Consider the following 16,149-nt stretch of genomic DNA (forward strand, 5'->3'; position numbering starts at 1 on the left):
TTTCTTCTACTGATGTACAGAGCGGTTCGGCACCGAAATCGGGAAGCGTCAAGCCCTCGGCGGTAGGATTTGACAGAGGGACTTGCCGAAACCTCTGCCTCCGGATCCCAGCGCGTTGCCGTCTCCTCCTCATCGACGCAAGGACGACGTAGACGACGCTTCATTCCGCGCGCTATGGGCTGACGCTCATGAAGGTCGCGAACGATTACAGCCTTCAAGAGCAGGCTTCATCGGTAAGCGCGTAGGACCGGAGACTCCCACTGTCAGGCTGACCGCGACCTTCTCAGGATCAACAGGGGAACGAGGCTACACCGCCGGTGTCGGTTCAAACGCTGGCAGCGGTCTCAGAAGCGGAAGAAGCTTCTCCCGAGCTTCCTGAAGAGTGATGAATTCTTCTTCTGGAACTTCTGTAATACGCGTGGACTCGCTGTGTTCGAAGATATGCTCCCCAAGAAGCTTAACGTCACTCGTATAATGCCAGATAACCGAGATCAACTTCTCTCGAATGTACAATTTATCCGGATCAGCCCCATACTTTGGGAGCACCTCAGAGCCCTTCATGAAGGTCTTATAGACCGCCTGTGAGGCGAAACCCCAATCGGACACTGCAAGCTTCTGGCCCTCAACCACAATAACTGTGGCCTCGCTGTCTTCAAGCGAACTATAGAAGTCCGCAACAGCAGCCTTTCCTTTGAGGGTTAAGCTCTTGCCTTCGATATCGATAAGGTAAACCGGCTCACTAACGGTCAACTCATCCATTAAGATCTCGTCTGTGTTGCCCGTGATCTCGAGGATGGTGTGACGGCGGTAATTCTCCATTATCTGCCGGTGCAGCGGATCGCTGAGTTTAGCGATAAATTCGTCAATCCGATGAATTTGCTTTGTAATGTCTAGCTTTGCCATGGCTTGTCGACACCTTTCTTTGAAGTGCTAGGCCTTTACTGCGCCCCAGTGACCCCTGGTCGCACAAAATATGATTCAACGCCTTTGTAGGGCGGCTCCGAATCGTCAAACTGATGGGCCGCATGCATATTAGTCTAGGTGCACTCATACACATGTCAAGTGAACTAAATTATTCCGGTTAGATCGGCACGCGAGAACACAATTGCCTACCGGTGGGTGAGTACCCCATCCACGTCGAGGACGCGCGTCGCCCACTGCCAGAAACGCTCGCCGCTCAACAGCATTCCAGCCCCCTCAGGAATCGTTCGTTAGATGAGACAACCTCAACTCGTTCGAGCACGCGCAACGCCGAACTTCACACTCGACCGTGATTTCGCCGATTCTTCCTTTGTGTGGATCTGATCGCTAGTTGGCGGTTTTCTGTGATCGCTTGGTGGCGTTAGTTGCCGATGACGAGGATGCTGGCGGCCGCTTCGATGACGTCGTCGGTGATGGTCTCGAGTTGGTTGATTTTGAGCACCCGTGTGATTTGAGGGAAGAGGCGTTCGAGAAGCCGGAAGTTGCCGCGCGTGATGCGCTCGATCGCGGCGATGGCTTGTGCGTCGGTGAAGTCATCGGGGTCGAGGGTGCGCCCGAGGCGTTTCCAGTGTCGGTCGAGGACGAACAGCAGTTCCTCGCGGCCCAGTGCCCGGTAGCGGTGTGAGAACCCGAGTCGGGAGTACAGCTGGGGGTAGTGACGGAAGCGCTGGTCAATGCCGGGCATGCCGATCAGGATGATCGCCAACTGGTGGCGGTCGTGGTGATCGCGGAGCAGTTCGAGCGCGGTCGGGGTCAGGCGCTCGGCCTCGTCGATGATCAGCAGCTCGACCCACCTGGTGATGTCGCCAACGTGGGCGCCGGTGACTTTGCCGATACTGCGCTGGTGTTCGTCGACGCAGCTCCCGAGCCTGATTTGGAAGTGCTCGATCTCGCGCATGAGTTGTCTGTGCCGAGGCAGGACCTCCGGGGTGTAGAACACGGTGCGGGTGCGATTGGCGGCGGCGTAGTGTTTTGCGTCGTCGTCGGTGCGGGGACCCCATTCGGTAATGAAGGGCTCCAGAGTGTCCCAGTGGGCGTAGCGGCGGGCCGATAGGGTCTTGCCGACTCCGGCGTCGCCGTGACAGATGCCGATCGTGTGTTCTTTGCGCACGGCGGTGGCGAATTCGATGAAGCGGCGGTGTTCCTTGGTGACGATGAAGTCCTTGGTCATCATTCATCCTCTTCGTAGGTGCGCAGCTTCGACCGCCGGATGGCAGGTGCGGTGGTGCGGGGTTTCTCGCGGTCGGCGATGCGGGGGATGCGGTCGTTGAGGTCCTTGCGCAGTTGCCGGCGGCGGGCCCGGCGTGCGGTCTCGATCTCGCGCAGGCTCAGCCGCTGGTTCGGGTGCGCTTCGTCGATGGCGACGCAGACGAAGGTGTCGTGGTCGTAGACGCGGATCTCGGAGACATCGCGCGGGTCGTAGCGGATCGTGACCGGGTGGCCGACGAACGGCGCCAGGGTCGGTGAGAGGTAGCGCTGGCCTTGGAAGTGGATGCCGTCGCGCTGGACCGTGCGATGTTTGGGCACCGTCAGCAGCAGTCCGTCGAGTTCGTCGAGAGTCTCGGGCATGCGCGGCAGCCACCCGTCTGCGATCCAGGCCGTTTTCGGGCTCGTCCCGATCTCTCGATGGGTTCGCTCGTTGTATACCGTGATGAACCCGCCGATCGCCTGATCAAGAGCAGCAAGATCCAGCGATGGTTTCGGCTTCGTCCCGGCTGCGAGGTAGCCGGGCAGGGTGGAGAGGAGCTCGGTGTTCAGTGTGCCGAAGAAGCGTTCGATCTTCCCCCGGCCCTGCGGGCGGCCGATGGTGGAGAAGATCATCCGGATCTTCAGGGCGGCGGCGGTGTATTCGAGATGGTGGCTGGTGAAGTCGCTGCCGTGGTCGATGTGGAGGACATCGGGGATGCCGCACATCGCCCACGCGGGCTCTTCCTTGCGCCAGATCGCCTGCCGCAGCGCCAGTGCCGTGTTCATCGCCGAGGGAGCGCCGGTGAAGACCATGTACCCGCAGATCGCGCGGGAGTAGTCGTCGATCACGGTGGTCAACCAGGGCCGCTCCGGTGTGCTGTTCGCGCCGGTGATGAGGATGTCGAGTTCGGTGTGGTCGGCCTGCCAGGTCGCGTTCGGTCGCTCGGCGCGGTGACGGAACACGAGTTCGTGGCGATCGCGGTAGGCAGTCGGCCCGTCCAGCGCGAGTGTCACCAGCGCTGGATCCAGCGCGCCGACGATGTTGCGCACTGTCGCGTAACTCGGGGCTGGATGGTCCAAGCGTTCAGCTTCGGCGACCGTGAGCCGGTGCAGCGCGGCGATGCTCGGACGGGGGCGGGTCAGCGCGAGGCGCTCGACGAATGCGACGAGTTCGGTCGGTGTACGCCGGGTGCCGGCGTCTGTCCGACGCTGTGGTTCGAGGGCGGCGATACCACCGGACTTGTAGAGGTGGTGCCAGCGTTCCAGGGTGCGCAGGGCGGTGCCGGTCTCCCTGGCCAGGGCTGTCAGCGGGATGTCGTCCTCGACGTGCAGTCGAAGGATCCTCCACCGGTCCAGCCCGTCCATCTCACACCTGTTCGGACACCGCGTCACGAATGCGGGCGGCCTGCTGGTGGCGATAGAGCGTCGCGCGGGACCAGCCGACCAAGCGGGCGGCGGCTTCGGCGGTCCGTCCTTTCGCACGAGCGTCTTCGGCGATCACGAGTTTCTCCGCGATCACGTCCGGGTCGACCGGAGGTCGACCGAAACGGGTGCCGTTCTGCTTCGCCGCGGCGATACCGGCATTGACTCTTTCGGTGATCAGCTCGCGCTCGTACTCGGCCAGGGTGGCGAGCATCCCGAGCATCATCCTGCCCGACGAGGTCTCCGGATCGATGCTGTCCGAGATCGACCGGATCTTCACCCCTCGCTCGCGCAGCAGGTTGACGGTGTTGAGGACATCGATCAGGGACCGACCGAGCCGGTCGATCCGCCACACCACCACGGTGTCACCGTCCTGGGCGTAGTCGAGGAGGCGCTTCATGCCGGGACGCTCCGCTGCGGTCCTGCTGCCCGAGGTCACATCGGAGAACACATCTCGCTTCTGCACTCCGGCACCGACCAGCGCGTCCACTTGCAACTGCGCGTCTTGACCGGCGGTGCTCACCCGCGTGTATCCCAACAACCTCATCTCTCAAGCATGACTCACAAACCCCTAGAAAGCACGGCACCGAGACGGTTTCCAGTGAGACGACTTTCCGAGGCGAACGCGAGAGCACAACGGCGCGGAAGGCATGCTTCATAGGACCACGGATTTGATGTCTCACAAAGCTGTTGTTTTCCAAGACGCTTCGGGTGGCGGCATTTCGCAACTTCGTTGGGTGGCTTCAGGTGATGCCGACGACCAGATCGAACGTTTTCCACGGCCCGTTGGTGATGAAGGTCACGTCCGCGGCGTTCGTAGCCAACGCGAACCACGGCTGACTCATCATCAGGGACGCCGATGTCGCTGTGAAAGCTGGGAATGCCGATCGGCGCGATGCCACGGTTCCTTCTTGCGCAACAGTATGAATGGATGGCCGTCTGCAGACGGGGCGTGGCTGACGATCTTGATTCGGTGGAAGTCACCGCACAAGTGGTTCGGTGAGACGCCCGCTCGTGGCACAGGGCTCGCCTCTCGCCGGTGCGGCGTTGTTCAGAAGAGGATGAAGCAGCCGACCCCGAAGAGGACGAGGAATCCGAACAGGGCGAAGCTCGTGAAGTTGTTCTCGGCCGCACTGGGTGGCCGGTCGTCGGGTATCCAGTCGTCAACGGGGGTCCAGTCGTCCGCCGATGTCGCGGTACCGGTCGGATCCTCCCCGCGCGCCAGCGGCACGGGCCGATTCGGATCGGGGCTGGTGCCGGCCGTTCTCGGGTTGTGCGTGGTGCTCATGGTGTCACTCCCAGTCTGCCGAGTTCGGTGATGGTCGAGACGGTCAGGATTGTGAACACTGCGCCGATGAATGCCGTGTACGTCCATCGGTGCGAGTGATCGGCGCGCCAGAAGCGTCGCAGGCTGATCACGCCGTTGATCGCTGCGATCGCACATAGCGCGATGCCGACAGGAGCGGCGACCCAGCCGGCCAGGCTCAGGATCGGGACGAGGACCGGGATCGCGACGTACGTGATGAGGCATCGGAGAGCCGAGATGACGACCGAGATCCGGAAGGTTCGGTGGGCCCCCTCGCCGGATCTCAGGTCGAGGCTCCGGACCCCGAGGATCCGGCGCATCAACCGGTCCGCGGCCCTGTTCGACCGGAAGCGGTGGGGTACGAGCGTCGGATCGACGAGATGCGAAGCCTGCGCGGTCACCGCCGGCAGCTGCGTGTGGGGGCTGCTCATGGCTCGTCCTCCCGGTTCCTCGCCCGCGAGTGTCGGATCAGTGCCCTGCCGCCGAGGCTTGCTGCGACCAGACCCAGGACGCCGATGAGCCCGCCGATGAAGAAGCCCCAGTACAGAGGATCCATCCTGCTGTCGCTGTCGGGAGCGCCCAGGGTGCTGCCGATGAGGATGCCGAAGAAGGGTGCGAGCAGCGCCAGGACACTGCCGAGCAGCAACCGCCAGAAGCCGGGAGGGGTGGGTTCCAGACGCACCCGTCGACCGGGAGGTGCGGGAGTGTCGTCGTAGACGAGATCGGTGTCGGCCGCGGAGCCGGGTCCCGGTCCGTGAGCGGGTTCAGTGTCCTTCATCGTGATCGCCCTTCTGCGGAGTCGTCGACAACGGCCAGACCGTGCGACTCGGTTGAGGTCCCGGTGGGTTCGGGCTCACGGCGACCGCCGTTGCCGGGTGCGAACTGATCCAAGGCACCCATCAAGGGCCCGATGATGTCCATCGGCAACGGGAAGACCACGGTGGAGTTCTGATCGGCGCCGAGCTCGAGCAGGGTCTGCAGGTAGCGCAGCTGCAAGGATGCAGGTGCCTCACTGAGTGTCTTCGCCGCGTCGCGCAGCTCCTCCGATGCCTCGAGCTCACCGTGGGCGCTGATCACCTTGGCCCGGCGCTCACGCTCGGCCTCGGCTTGGCGGGCCATCGCCCGTTGCATCATCTCAGGGATCTCCACGTCCTTGATCTCGACGACGGCGACATCCACGCCCCATGGCACGGCCTGCTGGGCGATCGATCGATAGAGGTCCTCGTTGAGATCTGCCCGGTGGGCCAGGAGGGTGTCCAGGTCGGCGCGCCCCACCACGGACCGGAGGGTGGTCTGGGCGAACTGGGAGGTGGCAACCGCGTGATTCTCCACCGCCATCACCGAGCGCACGGGGTCGGCCACTTTGAACATCACCACGGCATTCACGCGGGCGGTGACGTTGTCGCGGGTGATGACCTCCTGCGGCGGGATTGTCAACGTGACCACACGCTGGTCGACCCGCACCGAGCGGTCCAGGAACGGCAGCATGAGCACGAGGCCCGGTCCGAGCGGTCCGCGCAGACGGCCGAGGCGGAAGACGACCAGCCGCTCGTATTCGCGCACCACCTTCAGCGAGGCGATGAGCAGTGCGAGCAGGAGGACGACCACCACGATCGCGATGATCACTTGGCTAGGCATTCTCGTCGGCTTCCCTTCGTTCGGAGGCGTATCGGGTCTGCCCGAGCACCAGGGGAACACCAACGTCCGCGGCAGGCCGCCGGTCGGAGGCATAGCTGGTGCGGCGGCGCTCGATGGTCTCGATCGCCAGTTCTCGGTCCTCGAGGTTCTCATCCAGCGATTTGAACAGCACGCCCTCCGGATCGACGGGAGTGTGCCGCAGATGAGACCACAGCGGAAGCCCGGCGACCGCGATCGCGAGGGTAGCCACCAGCAGCATCACCTGGCTGGTCCAGTTCTCGACCGTGAACAGGGCGACCACCGGGAACACTACGGCGAGCACGGACACGGCACACGCGATCCCGCGGTGGAACCGGGCGGATTCCGACGCCGGCCAGGCATCGACAATCCGGCCCAGCTCACGACCGTCGTCGGAGGAGGTGCAGCTGTCCTTGACCGGACAGGAGTTGCAGACCGTGGGGCTGCCGCGATACCGCATCACCCGGTTCTCGGGGTCGAACGACTGCGGCCACAGCCACTGGTCCTCAGGGCACAGCCAGGCATCGTGGTCGTCGTGATACACGAATCCCCGGTTCTGCAGTCCTTCGTTGGCGGTGTGAGCACGCTTGGCGAGCAGGTCGATGCAGTAGGCGATCAGCAGGAGGGCCACCGCGTAGCCGCCGAAGAGCCATGCGGTGAGCTCGATGGCGCTCATGATGTTGTCCCCTCCCCGTCATCCTGTCGCCGGTCCGAGGCGTACCTGCTGGACGCTGTGTCCGCAGCGGTCGCGGAGCCTGCTGCGGGCGCATCAGCGTCTCCGGTGCGGTCCTCACGAGCTTCCGGGTGCTCCTCGACGAACAGGGTCTCCGGTTCCATCCGGGTGACTGTTGCCTTCACGCCGTGCCGCACTCCCAGCCAGGTGATGTACACGAACGGGAGGATGCCTCCGATGAGGAACAGCACGTCGCCGGGCATGCGCATCCACTCCAGGGCCGCATTTCCCGGTTGGGTGAGGTAGCCCAGTGTGCGAGCTTCGAAGTAGCCCTGGTTGACGGAAGCCCACAGCTGCAGCACGCCGAGCGGCAGCAAGGTTGCGAACATCATCCACGCGAGCCCGATGTTCAGCGACCAGAAGGACAGCCTGGCCAGCTTCTCGGGCCACCTCTGCGGTGGAATGATATATCGAAGCGCGAACAGCGCCAGGCCGACGGCCATCATCCCGTACACGCCCATCATGGAGCCGTGCGCGTGGTTCGCGGTCAGTGAGGTGCCGATCTGGTAGTAGGAGACGATGGGCAGGTTCACGAGGAAGCCGAAGACTCCCGCGCCCAGGAAGTTCCAGAAGCCGACGGCGACCAGGAACATCACCGCCCAGCGGTGCGGGAATGGTGCGCTGGTGCGCGATTCTTGGCGCGCTCCCAGCTGCAGGAACGTCCAGGCCTCGATGGTCAGGAAGGTCAGCGGGATCACCTCCAGGGCGGAGAAGACTGCGCCGAGCGCCATGTGCTCGACCGGGGTGCCCGAGAAGTACAGGTGGTGCATGGTGCCGATGACTCCACCTGCCGAGTAGAGGATGACGTCGAGGAAGATGATCTGGATCGCGATCTTGCGACGCACGACACCCAGCATCACGAAGAGGTAGGCCACCATCACCGTGGTGAACAGCTCGAGGAAGTCCTCGACCCACAGGTGCACCACCCAGAACCGCCAGAACTCGGCGACAGTCAGGTGCGTCTCGTTCGTCGCCAGCAGACCCACGCCGTAGAACGCAGGGATCGCCAGCGCCGCATAGACGAACAGCCACGGCATGTTGAACTTCGACTCGGTGCGCAGCCGCGAGCGAATGGCGCGGACGATGATGAGGAACCACAGGAACAGCCCGACCACCAGGAGCACCTGGAAGACGCGGGGCAGGTCCAGGTACTCCCACTGCTGTGAGAAGAGCGGGGAGCCGTCGGCCCAGTCCGGACCGTAGATGCTGATCGCGGTGCCGCCGAACATGCCGACGACCACAAGCGCAAGCGCGCCCAGCAGGCCGTACGACAGCAGGTGCTGCCCGCGCGGCTCGCGGCCGGCGATAATCGGGGCGAGGAAGATCGCGGCAGCGAGGAATGCGGCCGCGGTCCACAGCAGCGAGAGTTGCACGTGCCAAGTGCGTGCGAGGTTGAACGGGAAGATCTGCGCGAGATCGAAGCCGAAGAAGCCCTGGATCTCCACCCGGTAGTGCTCGACGGACGCTCCCACTGTGGCCTGGATCAGGAACAGCAGGGCGACCACGAGGAAGAACCACGCGGTGGATCGCTGGGCCTTGGTGATCCCCACCGCTCCGGGCTGAAGGAACCTCAGGCTGGAGGTGTCATTGCCCTTCCAGCCCAGATTGGAGCTCCATCGTCCGTAGACGGCGAACAGGATGCCCAAGCCGGCCAGCAGAGCGACCAGCGAGATCCCCGACCATACGAGGATGTCCGCGGTGGGGTGATTGTCGACCCGGGGCTCGGCCGGCCAGTTGTTCGTGTAGGAGTAGTCCAGTCCGGGTCGCTCCGCGGCACTTGCCCACGCCGTCCAGGCGTAGAAGGCGGTCAGGTCGTGGATGTCCTGCGGATCGGTGATCGCGTTGGGGATCAGGCCGTTCGCGGTGCTCGGCTCACCGAAGAAGTCGCCGTAGTACTGCTTCAGCTCCTCGAAGGCGCTGATCTGCTCAGCAGTGAGCACGAGGATGCCGGTCTCCTCGTCATACCTGTTGGTGCGCTGCATCTCGGCGGTGGCAGCCGCCGGCTCCTGCACGTTCTGCTGCTCCAGCGAATCGTTGATGTGCTCGCTGCTCAGGCGGAGGTACTCGGCCGTATAGTCCGGACCGAGGTAGGCACCGTGACCGACGACCGACCCGTACTGCTGGATCCCGCGGGTCAGGAAGACATTCTGGCCACTGGTGATCTCCTCGCCGGTGTAGACCACATCCCCTTGCTCGCTGACCACCTGCTCGGGCAGCGGCATCGAATGGGTGTAAGTCCGATACGCGAGAACCCCCATCACGAAGAACCCGAAGATGAGCACCAGCGCAACGCCCTGCACCCACCCTTTGGAGATCGCGATCTCCGACTTCGACTGCCGTTGCGCGCTCTTCTCACCTAGACTCACTGGCCTCATCCTCTACTGTCGAGCCCCGGCCCGGCGTCGCGCCGACCGTCAATCTCTCAGACACTATCCAGGGAGCTTTTATGGGGTCAACAGGGAACGTTAACTTTGGTTTAATGCAACGCGAGTTGTCGTGAATGCAGCATGATGCCCTAGTGACGTTCCAGGAGGATGGTCTTTAACTCGCCACGCGTCCTGTGTTCGTCGGACGGCGAACTGCCCCGCCGGGTGAGACCTGGAGAGCTCCGGCGGGGCATGTTCAGAGGGTGGTCGCGGGCGGTCGCCTCGGCCGTGCTCTGGGTAGTCCGAGCAGCCGAGGCGGCTGGTTCAGGCCACGGCCTTCTGCTCCTTCGCGCTGTCGATGATCTGCCGACGCTTGGCATCCCGGTTCTTCTCGCCTCTCAGGGTCGGGCGCAGCAGGAGCATCGCGATGGCGATGACCAGCAGCACCGACGCCTCGTGGACCAGCATGCCCAGCGACATCGTCACGCCTCCGAAGAGGACGCCGGCCAGCAGGAGCGCGACCGTGAGCAGGGCGATGGCGATGTTGACTCGCATGGTGCGCACCGTCCGCCGTGCCAGGCCGAGCGCGTGGGGCAGGCGCGGCAGCCGGTCGGCCATGAGCGCGATGTCGGCGGTCTCGATCGCGGCCGGTGAGCCGGCGGCTCCCATCGCCACGCCGATGTCGGCCTGCGCCAGGGCGGGGGTGTCGTTGACCCCGTCGCCGACCATCGCCACGGTGTGGCCCTGTGACTGCAGCTCCTTGACGATGATGAGCTTGTCCTCGGGCATGAGCTCGGCGCGGACCTCGTCGACGCCGAGGTCGGCGGCGACGTTGCGCGCAACGCGTTCGGCGTCGCCGGTCGCCATGATGACCTTGACTCCTCGGCCGTGGAGGGCCTTGATGGCCTCGGGCGCGTCGGCGCGGATGGTGTCCGCCACGGCCACGATTCCGATCGCTCTGCCGTCGACTCCCACGAACATCGCGGTCTTGCCCTGTTCGTTGAGCTCCAGGATCCGGTCGCGGCCGGCGCCAAGCTCGGACACGGAGTCCGCGGCGGTGTCGGAGGCTGCGTCTCCAGCGGAGCCGAGCAGGTCGGCAGAGCCGACGGCTACGGTGCGGCCGTCCACCTGAGCGCGGATGCCCTTGCCGGCGACCGGCTCGGCGTGCTCAACGTGGTCGACTCGCAGGCCCCGCCCCTGGGCTCCCTGGATGATCGCCTCGGCGAGCGGGTGCTCCGAGGCGGTCTCCGCGCGGGCGGCCAAGGTGAGGACCTCCTCGGCGGTGTAGGAGTCGTCGAGGACGTCGACGTCGGTCAGCTCGGGACGGCCGTTGGTCAGCGTCCCGGTCTTGTCGACGACGATGGTGTCGACCTTCGCGGAGGTCTCCAGGTATTCGCCGCCCTTGATGAGGACGCCGTCCTTGGCCGAGCGGCCGATGCCGGCCACGATCGACACCGGGATGGAGATGACCAGCGCGCCGGGGCAGCCGATGACGAGCAGGGTCAGCGCGAGTTCGACGTTCCAGGACAGCAGGCCGACAGCGAGCGCGGCGAGCATGACGCCGGGGGTGTAGTACTTGGAGAACCGCTCCATGAAGGTCTGGGTCTTGGCCTTGTCGTCCTGGGCGTCCTCCACTCGGTGGATGATCTTCGCCAGTGTCGAGTCGGAGCCGATCCCCACGGCTTCGACGCGCAGCACGCCGGAACGCAGCCAGGTGCCGGCGTAGACCTCGGAGCCCTGGGACTTCTCGGCCGGCACGGATTCGCCGGTGATGGTGGCCTCGTCGACTCCCCCGTTGCCGGTGATGACCCGACCGTCGACGGGCACCTGCTCACCGTTCTTCACCAGCACCACTTCGCCGGGGACGAGCTCCCAGATCTCGACGGTTTCCGGCTCACCGTCGCGCAGCACGGTGGCGGTCTCCGGGGCCGCCTCGACCAGGTCGGACAGTGCCTTGCGGGTCCGGTTCAGGGTGGCCTTCTCCAGCGCCTTGCCGAGCGCGAAGAGGAAGGTGACGGCGGCCGACTCCCAGTAGTTGTGGATGAACAGGGCACCGACGGCGGCCACCACGACCAGCAGGTCGATGGAGATCCTCTTGATGCGCAGCGCCTGCCACGCGGAGACGGCGATCGGCCAGCCGGCGACGACGGCTGCCGCGATCATGAGGACGTCCCAGCCGGTGAGGAGGGCAAGGACGATCAGCACGCCCGAGGCGGCGACCACGCCCCAGGTCTTCCAGGTCTTCATGGTTCTTCCTTCCGTTGAAAGCGGTCCTTTCGGGATCACTTCCAAGCTACGGTCGGGCGACTCCTCGCGCCTTGACACGGATCAAGTCTTCATGGCTTTATCCGACTCAGCTCCAGACAACTGCGGATACAGAGCGCGACCCGCCGACACCGGAAGCGTCAGCGGGTCACTGGCTCTGAAGCAGTAGGCCGGTCAGATGATGTATGTCAGATGGCGGATGGTTTGGCGGTGTAGCCGACTTCCGCAACAGCCTCCACCAGGTCACGCACCGAGACCTTCTGCGGGTCGTGCTGGGCGATGATCCGGCCGGAGGAGAATTTCACCTCGGCCGACTCGACGCCGTCGAGCCCGGTCAGCTTGGTCTCGATCTTCTGGATGCACGACGGGCAGGAGAACTCGTCCGAGCGGAGGGTGGTGGTCTTCAGGGTGGGGGCCGAGGCAGTCATTGGGCTGCTCGTCTCCTTTCGTTTCGGTTCTGGTTCCTTGGACATCTCTTAAGTTACGCAGAACCGAGCGAACTTCCCTTGACGTGGATCAAGAACCACGGAGAATCTCCGTTGCGGCGGCCAGGCCCTGGTGATGCACGGCAATTTCCAGGACCAGAGACTGGATGCACGGCGAAGGAAGCGACCTGGGGAGTGTCAAACAGCAAGCCCGAATAGGGATCCGACAACGTATGTCAGCGCCAGTCCGAGAGCGCCGCCGATGACCAGGCGCAGGCTCGACCTGAGCGGTGAAGTGCCCGACAGTCTCGCGGAGATGTGACCGGTCAGGGCCAGAACGATGAGAGTCACGACTGTGACCACAACGGCGTCAGTCCCCGAGGGGGCGAAGAAGACCGAGATCATGGGCAGCAGGGCTCCGAGCACGAATGCCACCGCCGACGACAGCGCCGCCGTGATCGGGTTCGTCAAGTCCTCCGCATCGAGGCCGAGCTCAAGTTGCAGGTGAGCGGCCAGGGGGTCGCTGGCACCGATCTCGGTAGCAGCCTTATCAGCGGTGTCCCTGGTGATGCCATACCCCTGGAGGATGCCGGACAGCTCGGCGTGTTCGGCCTGCGGATCATCGGCGAGCTCGGCGCGCTCCTTGTTGATCAAGACCTTCTCGGTGTCCCGCTGGGCGGAGACGGAAACGTACTCACCCAACGCCATCGAGACCGCACCGGCAACGGTCGAGGCCAACCCGGCGACGAAGACCGCAGTGTCACCGGCGCCGCTGGCGATCACTCCCAGCAACAAGGCGGCAACGGAGACGATGCCATCGTTGGCGCCGAGCACTCCGGCGCGCAGTGCGTTGAGTTTGGCGTGGTGGCTTGGTGCGTGCGGTTCACCGCTGTGCCCGGACTCAGGCGGGACAGTCATTCGACGATCCTCCTCCCAATGTCGGTCAGCTTCCAACCCCACGTCCTCATCCTGGCCATGATGGCCACGGCCGGTTGTGTCGTCACCGCAGGCGCAGCGGAGCGGCGGCAAAGCCACCGACGGGCGGCAGCGCGCGCTGTCGGCGCCTGTCCGGATTGGGTTCGATCGTGACCGTCGTCTCGAGGACGGCCCGGGTCAGTGCCCGCAGTTCGAGGGTCGCGAGCGGGCGACCAGGACAGACGTGTTTCCCGATACCGTACACGAGGTTGTAGGGCGCATTACCAAGGGGATCGAATGCGTCCGGGTCACCGAACATCTGCGGATCCCGATTGGCGGATGCCCAGTTGAGGAAGACTCGTTCGCCGGCGGCGAGCTCACGGCCGCCGACCGTGACGGGCTCGGTGGTGATGCGTCGGTTCGCCACGAAGGGATCATCAATTCGCAGGATCTCATCGAGGATCGCGTTGAACTCCCGATCGGACACTCCGGAGCGCAGTCGGGCTTGCACGTGCGAGTGGTCGGCGAGGTAGGTCAGAATCACGCCCGTGCAGAGGGCGATCGACCCCAGGTCGCCACCCGTCCAGTTGCGCAGGATCGAGACGATCTCTTCGTCGGTCAGCTCGCGGCCGTTGACACGGTCGCGGAGGAGCTCGGTGGTGACATCGTCGGGTGCGGCGTCACCAGCCTCGCGGCGAGCGTCGATGAGGGACCGGATGATGGCATCGAAGCGCTGGGCGACTTCCGCGGTGCGCGCCCCATCTCGTGAGCGAGTGGCTGCATGGTTGTCCGCCATCCACTGCAGGAGCTCGCCCTCGAGGTCGAGGGGCCACCCGAGCCAGGCGCTTTGCGCGCGCACCGCAAAGCGAGCGCCGACCTCGACTGCGTCGATGGGCCCGGGAACGTCGAATTGCGAGACGAGTTCGGCCGCGACTCGCTGCACCGCAGGCTCCAAGGCTGTCATCCGTTTCCGAGTGAAGTAGCGATCCACGAGAGCTCGGAACTCCGTGTGCGTGGCCTCGTCGAAGCCGTTGGGCACCTGGAGGTGGCGGGACACCGCGTTGGAGAAAACTTGATGATCCAGGGCGGCAGCAGTGACATCAGCATGCGAAAACAGCGTCCAGGCACCACTCGCCCCGCGCGCGACGGGACATCGCGATCGCATCTCGTCGTAGGCGGAAACGGGATCGCGACGAACCCGCGGACCCCGCGGATTCCAATCGGGGAGAGGATCCTTGATCGCCTTCGGTGGCGCCACGGCGCCGGGACTCAGGCGGGTGCCGGGGGTGACCTCGTCGGTCGGCATGTGATCGGTCATGCATCCATCCTGCCCCGGAGCCGGAAACTTCGGGAGCGGGGCTGCGCGTACCCCGGTGTGTGTCGGCAGGTTGTCCTGTCACCGTCACCGAACGCGTGGACTTTGCCCAAGCCGATGTCGGCATCGCGGGCGGTGCCGCAGCAGCGGCCCCGAAGCGTCTGACACGCAGCGCCTTTGCTCGCCTCTGCTCTGATGCATGGGCGGTGGCACTTCTGCGGACTCTTGATCCAGATCAATTACGACGTTTCCGACATGGCATAAGTTCAGGGGTGGAAGGGCCGAGGCAACCCGGCTCACTCAAACGTCTGCAACATTGTGAAAGGGAAACAACAATGGAATTGCTCGGGCAAGCGCTCGGACTCGGCACCATCGGATTGGTGGCGGGTCTTGTGGGCGCGGTGATCGCGGCTCTCGCGACGCGTAGCCAGACCTCCACACTCACCAGCTACGTCCAGCACTTCGCCGCCGGCCTGATCATCGCTGCGGCCACACTCGACCTGCTTCCGGAGGCGCTCCACCTCGGTGCAGGCTGGCCACTGATCATCGGCTTTGTGCTGGGTACGGCATTCATGCTGGCGCTGCGCGCGCTCCTCAACCGATTCGGCCACAGTCACGCTCATGGCGAGGAGCACGACCACGGTCACGGTGGCGTGCAGACCAAGGGGGCCACCGGCGTGAACCTGCGCTTGGCCATCGCTCTTGCGGTCGTCGTCCTCATCGACGGTGCCATCATCGGTGTGGCACTGTCGGCCGGCGGTGCCGCGGCCCTCCTCATCGCGATCGCGCTGTCGATCGAGCTCCTCTTCGTCGCCGCGTCCACGGCCGGATCCACGCGAGCCGGGGGCGGTTCGGTCGGCACCGCGATCGGAGTGGGGGCCTTCGTGGCGGTCATGATGCCAATCGGCGCCGTACTCGGTGCCCTCCTCTTCGCCGGAGTCTCCGCCCCGCTGCTGATCGCCGGCCTGGCCTTCGGTGCCGCCGCCCTGTTGTTCACCGCAGTCGCCGAGCTGCTCGTGGAGGCCTACGAGATCAAGGAAAGCACGGGCACTATCGCCATGGCAGCCGCCGGCTTCCTGCTCTTCCTCATCCTCATGATGCTCATGTGATCGGGGTTGCTGCGACTGTTGCGCTCACACCGCTGGACCCGCTCACTTCACGGAGGCACGGATGGATGAGGTCACCCAGGCGTACCGCACCAAGGCGGCCGGACTGGCCGGCATGCTCGGCACCGTGGTCTCCCCCCGAGACCCCGGCCGCAGCGTGGTCGAGCCCTGGGCTGAGACGGTCTCCGGCCGGATCCTCGACGTCGGCGCAGGCACCGGACGCTGGACCGGTCACCTCGCTGCCCTCGGGTACGACGTCGAAGGACTCGACCAGTTCGTCGAACTCGCCCGCCGCGCACATCCCGCCGTGCCGTTCCGGCACGGCTCACTCGCCGACCTCGTCGGGTCCGCCGAGCGCTGGTCCGGGATCCTGGCGTGGTACTCCCTCATCCACCTCGATCCCGACCAGCTCCCGCCAGCACTGGCGACCCTGCGCAGTGTTCTGGACGACGACGGCTCACTCCTCCTCTC

General features: G+C 64.8%; 17 protein-coding genes. 2 read left to right on the forward strand and 15 right to left on the reverse strand.

The genetic code is table 11. From position 1 onward, the window contains the following. Positions 1 to 306: 306 nt before the first annotated feature. The 15 genes from LXN01_RS06895 to LXN01_RS06965 all read right to left on the reverse strand — a co-directional run bounded on the left by LXN01_RS06895 (position 307) and on the right by LXN01_RS06965 (position 14,575). Positions 307 to 903, reverse strand: a complete 597-nt coding sequence (locus LXN01_RS06895; protein ID WP_236863892.1) for a PilN family protein — start codon at positions 901 to 903, stop codon at positions 307 to 309. Positions 904 to 1,342: 439 nt separating this feature from the next. After that, the gene (locus LXN01_RS06900; RefSeq protein WP_188551922.1) at positions 1,343 to 2,152 is read right to left on the reverse strand and encodes an AAA family ATPase; all 810 of its coding nucleotides are present in this window, start codon (positions 2,150 to 2,152) and stop codon (positions 1,343 to 1,345) included. Next, complete coding sequence (locus LXN01_RS06905) at positions 2,152 to 3,534, reverse strand: TnsB C-terminal domain-containing protein (protein WP_236863893.1); 1,383 nt, start codon at positions 3,532 to 3,534, stop codon at positions 2,152 to 2,154. Before LXN01_RS06905 ends, LXN01_RS06900 begins: the two co-directional genes overlap by 1 nt. Before the next feature lies 1 nt (position 3,535). After that, positions 3,536 to 4,138, reverse strand: coding sequence for a recombinase family protein (locus tag LXN01_RS06910; protein WP_236863894.1), 603 nt, complete (start codon positions 4,136 to 4,138; stop codon positions 3,536 to 3,538). A 196-nt stretch (positions 4,139 to 4,334) separates the two neighbouring features. Continuing rightward, positions 4,335 to 4,493 carry a hypothetical protein gene (locus LXN01_RS06915; protein WP_236863895.1) on the reverse strand — a complete coding sequence of 53 codons (159 nt, stop codon included), beginning with the start codon at positions 4,491 to 4,493 and terminating at the stop codon, positions 4,335 to 4,337. A gap of 149 nt (positions 4,494 to 4,642) precedes the next feature. After that, positions 4,643 to 4,879, reverse strand: a complete 237-nt coding sequence (locus LXN01_RS06920; protein WP_236863896.1) for a hypothetical protein — start codon at positions 4,877 to 4,879, stop codon at positions 4,643 to 4,645. Continuing rightward, positions 4,876 to 5,328 (reverse strand): hypothetical protein, encoded by a 453-nt coding sequence (locus LXN01_RS06925; protein WP_236863897.1) that lies wholly within the window; start codon positions 5,326 to 5,328, stop codon positions 4,876 to 4,878. The genes LXN01_RS06920 and LXN01_RS06925 overlap by 4 nt, the downstream gene beginning before the upstream one ends. Next, positions 5,325 to 5,675, reverse strand: a complete 351-nt coding sequence (locus tag LXN01_RS06930) for a hypothetical protein (RefSeq protein WP_236863898.1) — start codon at positions 5,673 to 5,675, stop codon at positions 5,325 to 5,327. The genes LXN01_RS06925 and LXN01_RS06930 overlap by 4 nt, the downstream gene beginning before the upstream one ends. After that, a complete protein-coding gene (locus tag LXN01_RS06935) occupies positions 5,672 to 6,535 on the reverse strand; it encodes a slipin family protein (RefSeq protein ID WP_236863899.1) in 864 nt (287 codons plus the stop codon). Before LXN01_RS06935 ends, LXN01_RS06930 begins: the two co-directional genes overlap by 4 nt. After that, the gene (locus tag LXN01_RS06940; protein WP_236863900.1) at positions 6,528 to 7,229 is read right to left on the reverse strand and encodes a hypothetical protein; all 702 of its coding nucleotides are present in this window, start codon (positions 7,227 to 7,229) and stop codon (positions 6,528 to 6,530) included. Before LXN01_RS06940 ends, LXN01_RS06935 begins: the two co-directional genes overlap by 8 nt. Further along, positions 7,226 to 9,661, reverse strand: a complete 2,436-nt coding sequence (locus LXN01_RS06945) for a nitric-oxide reductase large subunit (RefSeq protein ID WP_425547656.1) — start codon at positions 9,659 to 9,661, stop codon at positions 7,226 to 7,228. The genes LXN01_RS06940 and LXN01_RS06945 overlap by 4 nt, the downstream gene beginning before the upstream one ends. A gap of 315 nt (positions 9,662 to 9,976) precedes the next feature. Next, the gene (locus LXN01_RS06950; RefSeq protein WP_236863902.1) at positions 9,977 to 11,899 is read right to left on the reverse strand and encodes a heavy metal translocating P-type ATPase; all 1,923 of its coding nucleotides are present in this window, start codon (positions 11,897 to 11,899) and stop codon (positions 9,977 to 9,979) included. A gap of 206 nt (positions 11,900 to 12,105) precedes the next feature. Further along, positions 12,106 to 12,345: a heavy-metal-associated domain-containing protein gene (locus tag LXN01_RS06955; RefSeq protein WP_007633811.1), complete on the reverse strand. Its 240-nt coding sequence runs from the start codon at positions 12,343 to 12,345 to the stop codon at positions 12,106 to 12,108. A gap of 195 nt (positions 12,346 to 12,540) precedes the next feature. Continuing rightward, positions 12,541 to 13,260: a VIT1/CCC1 transporter family protein gene (locus tag LXN01_RS06960; RefSeq protein ID WP_236863903.1), complete on the reverse strand. Its 720-nt coding sequence runs from the start codon at positions 13,258 to 13,260 to the stop codon at positions 12,541 to 12,543. Positions 13,261 to 13,342: 82 nt separating this feature from the next. Further along, positions 13,343 to 14,575 (reverse strand): cytochrome P450, encoded by a 1,233-nt coding sequence (locus LXN01_RS06965; protein ID WP_236863904.1) that lies wholly within the window; start codon positions 14,573 to 14,575, stop codon positions 13,343 to 13,345. A 332-nt stretch (positions 14,576 to 14,907) separates the two neighbouring features. Here LXN01_RS06965 and LXN01_RS06970 point away from each other — a divergent pair, with 332 nt between their 5' ends. Continuing rightward, the gene (locus tag LXN01_RS06970; protein WP_101590153.1) at positions 14,908 to 15,681 is read left to right on the forward strand and encodes a ZIP family metal transporter; all 774 of its coding nucleotides are present in this window, start codon (positions 14,908 to 14,910) and stop codon (positions 15,679 to 15,681) included. Positions 15,682 to 15,742: 61 nt separating this feature from the next. Next, positions 15,743 to 16,149, forward strand: a 407-nt coding sequence (locus LXN01_RS06975) for a class I SAM-dependent methyltransferase (protein ID WP_236863905.1), incomplete at its 3' end; no start/stop codon positions are given.

The sequence above is a fragment of the Brevibacterium daeguense genome, from assembly GCF_021729135.1.
GTDB classification, from domain to species: Bacteria; Actinomycetota; Actinomycetes; order Actinomycetales; family Brevibacteriaceae; genus Brevibacterium; species Brevibacterium daeguense.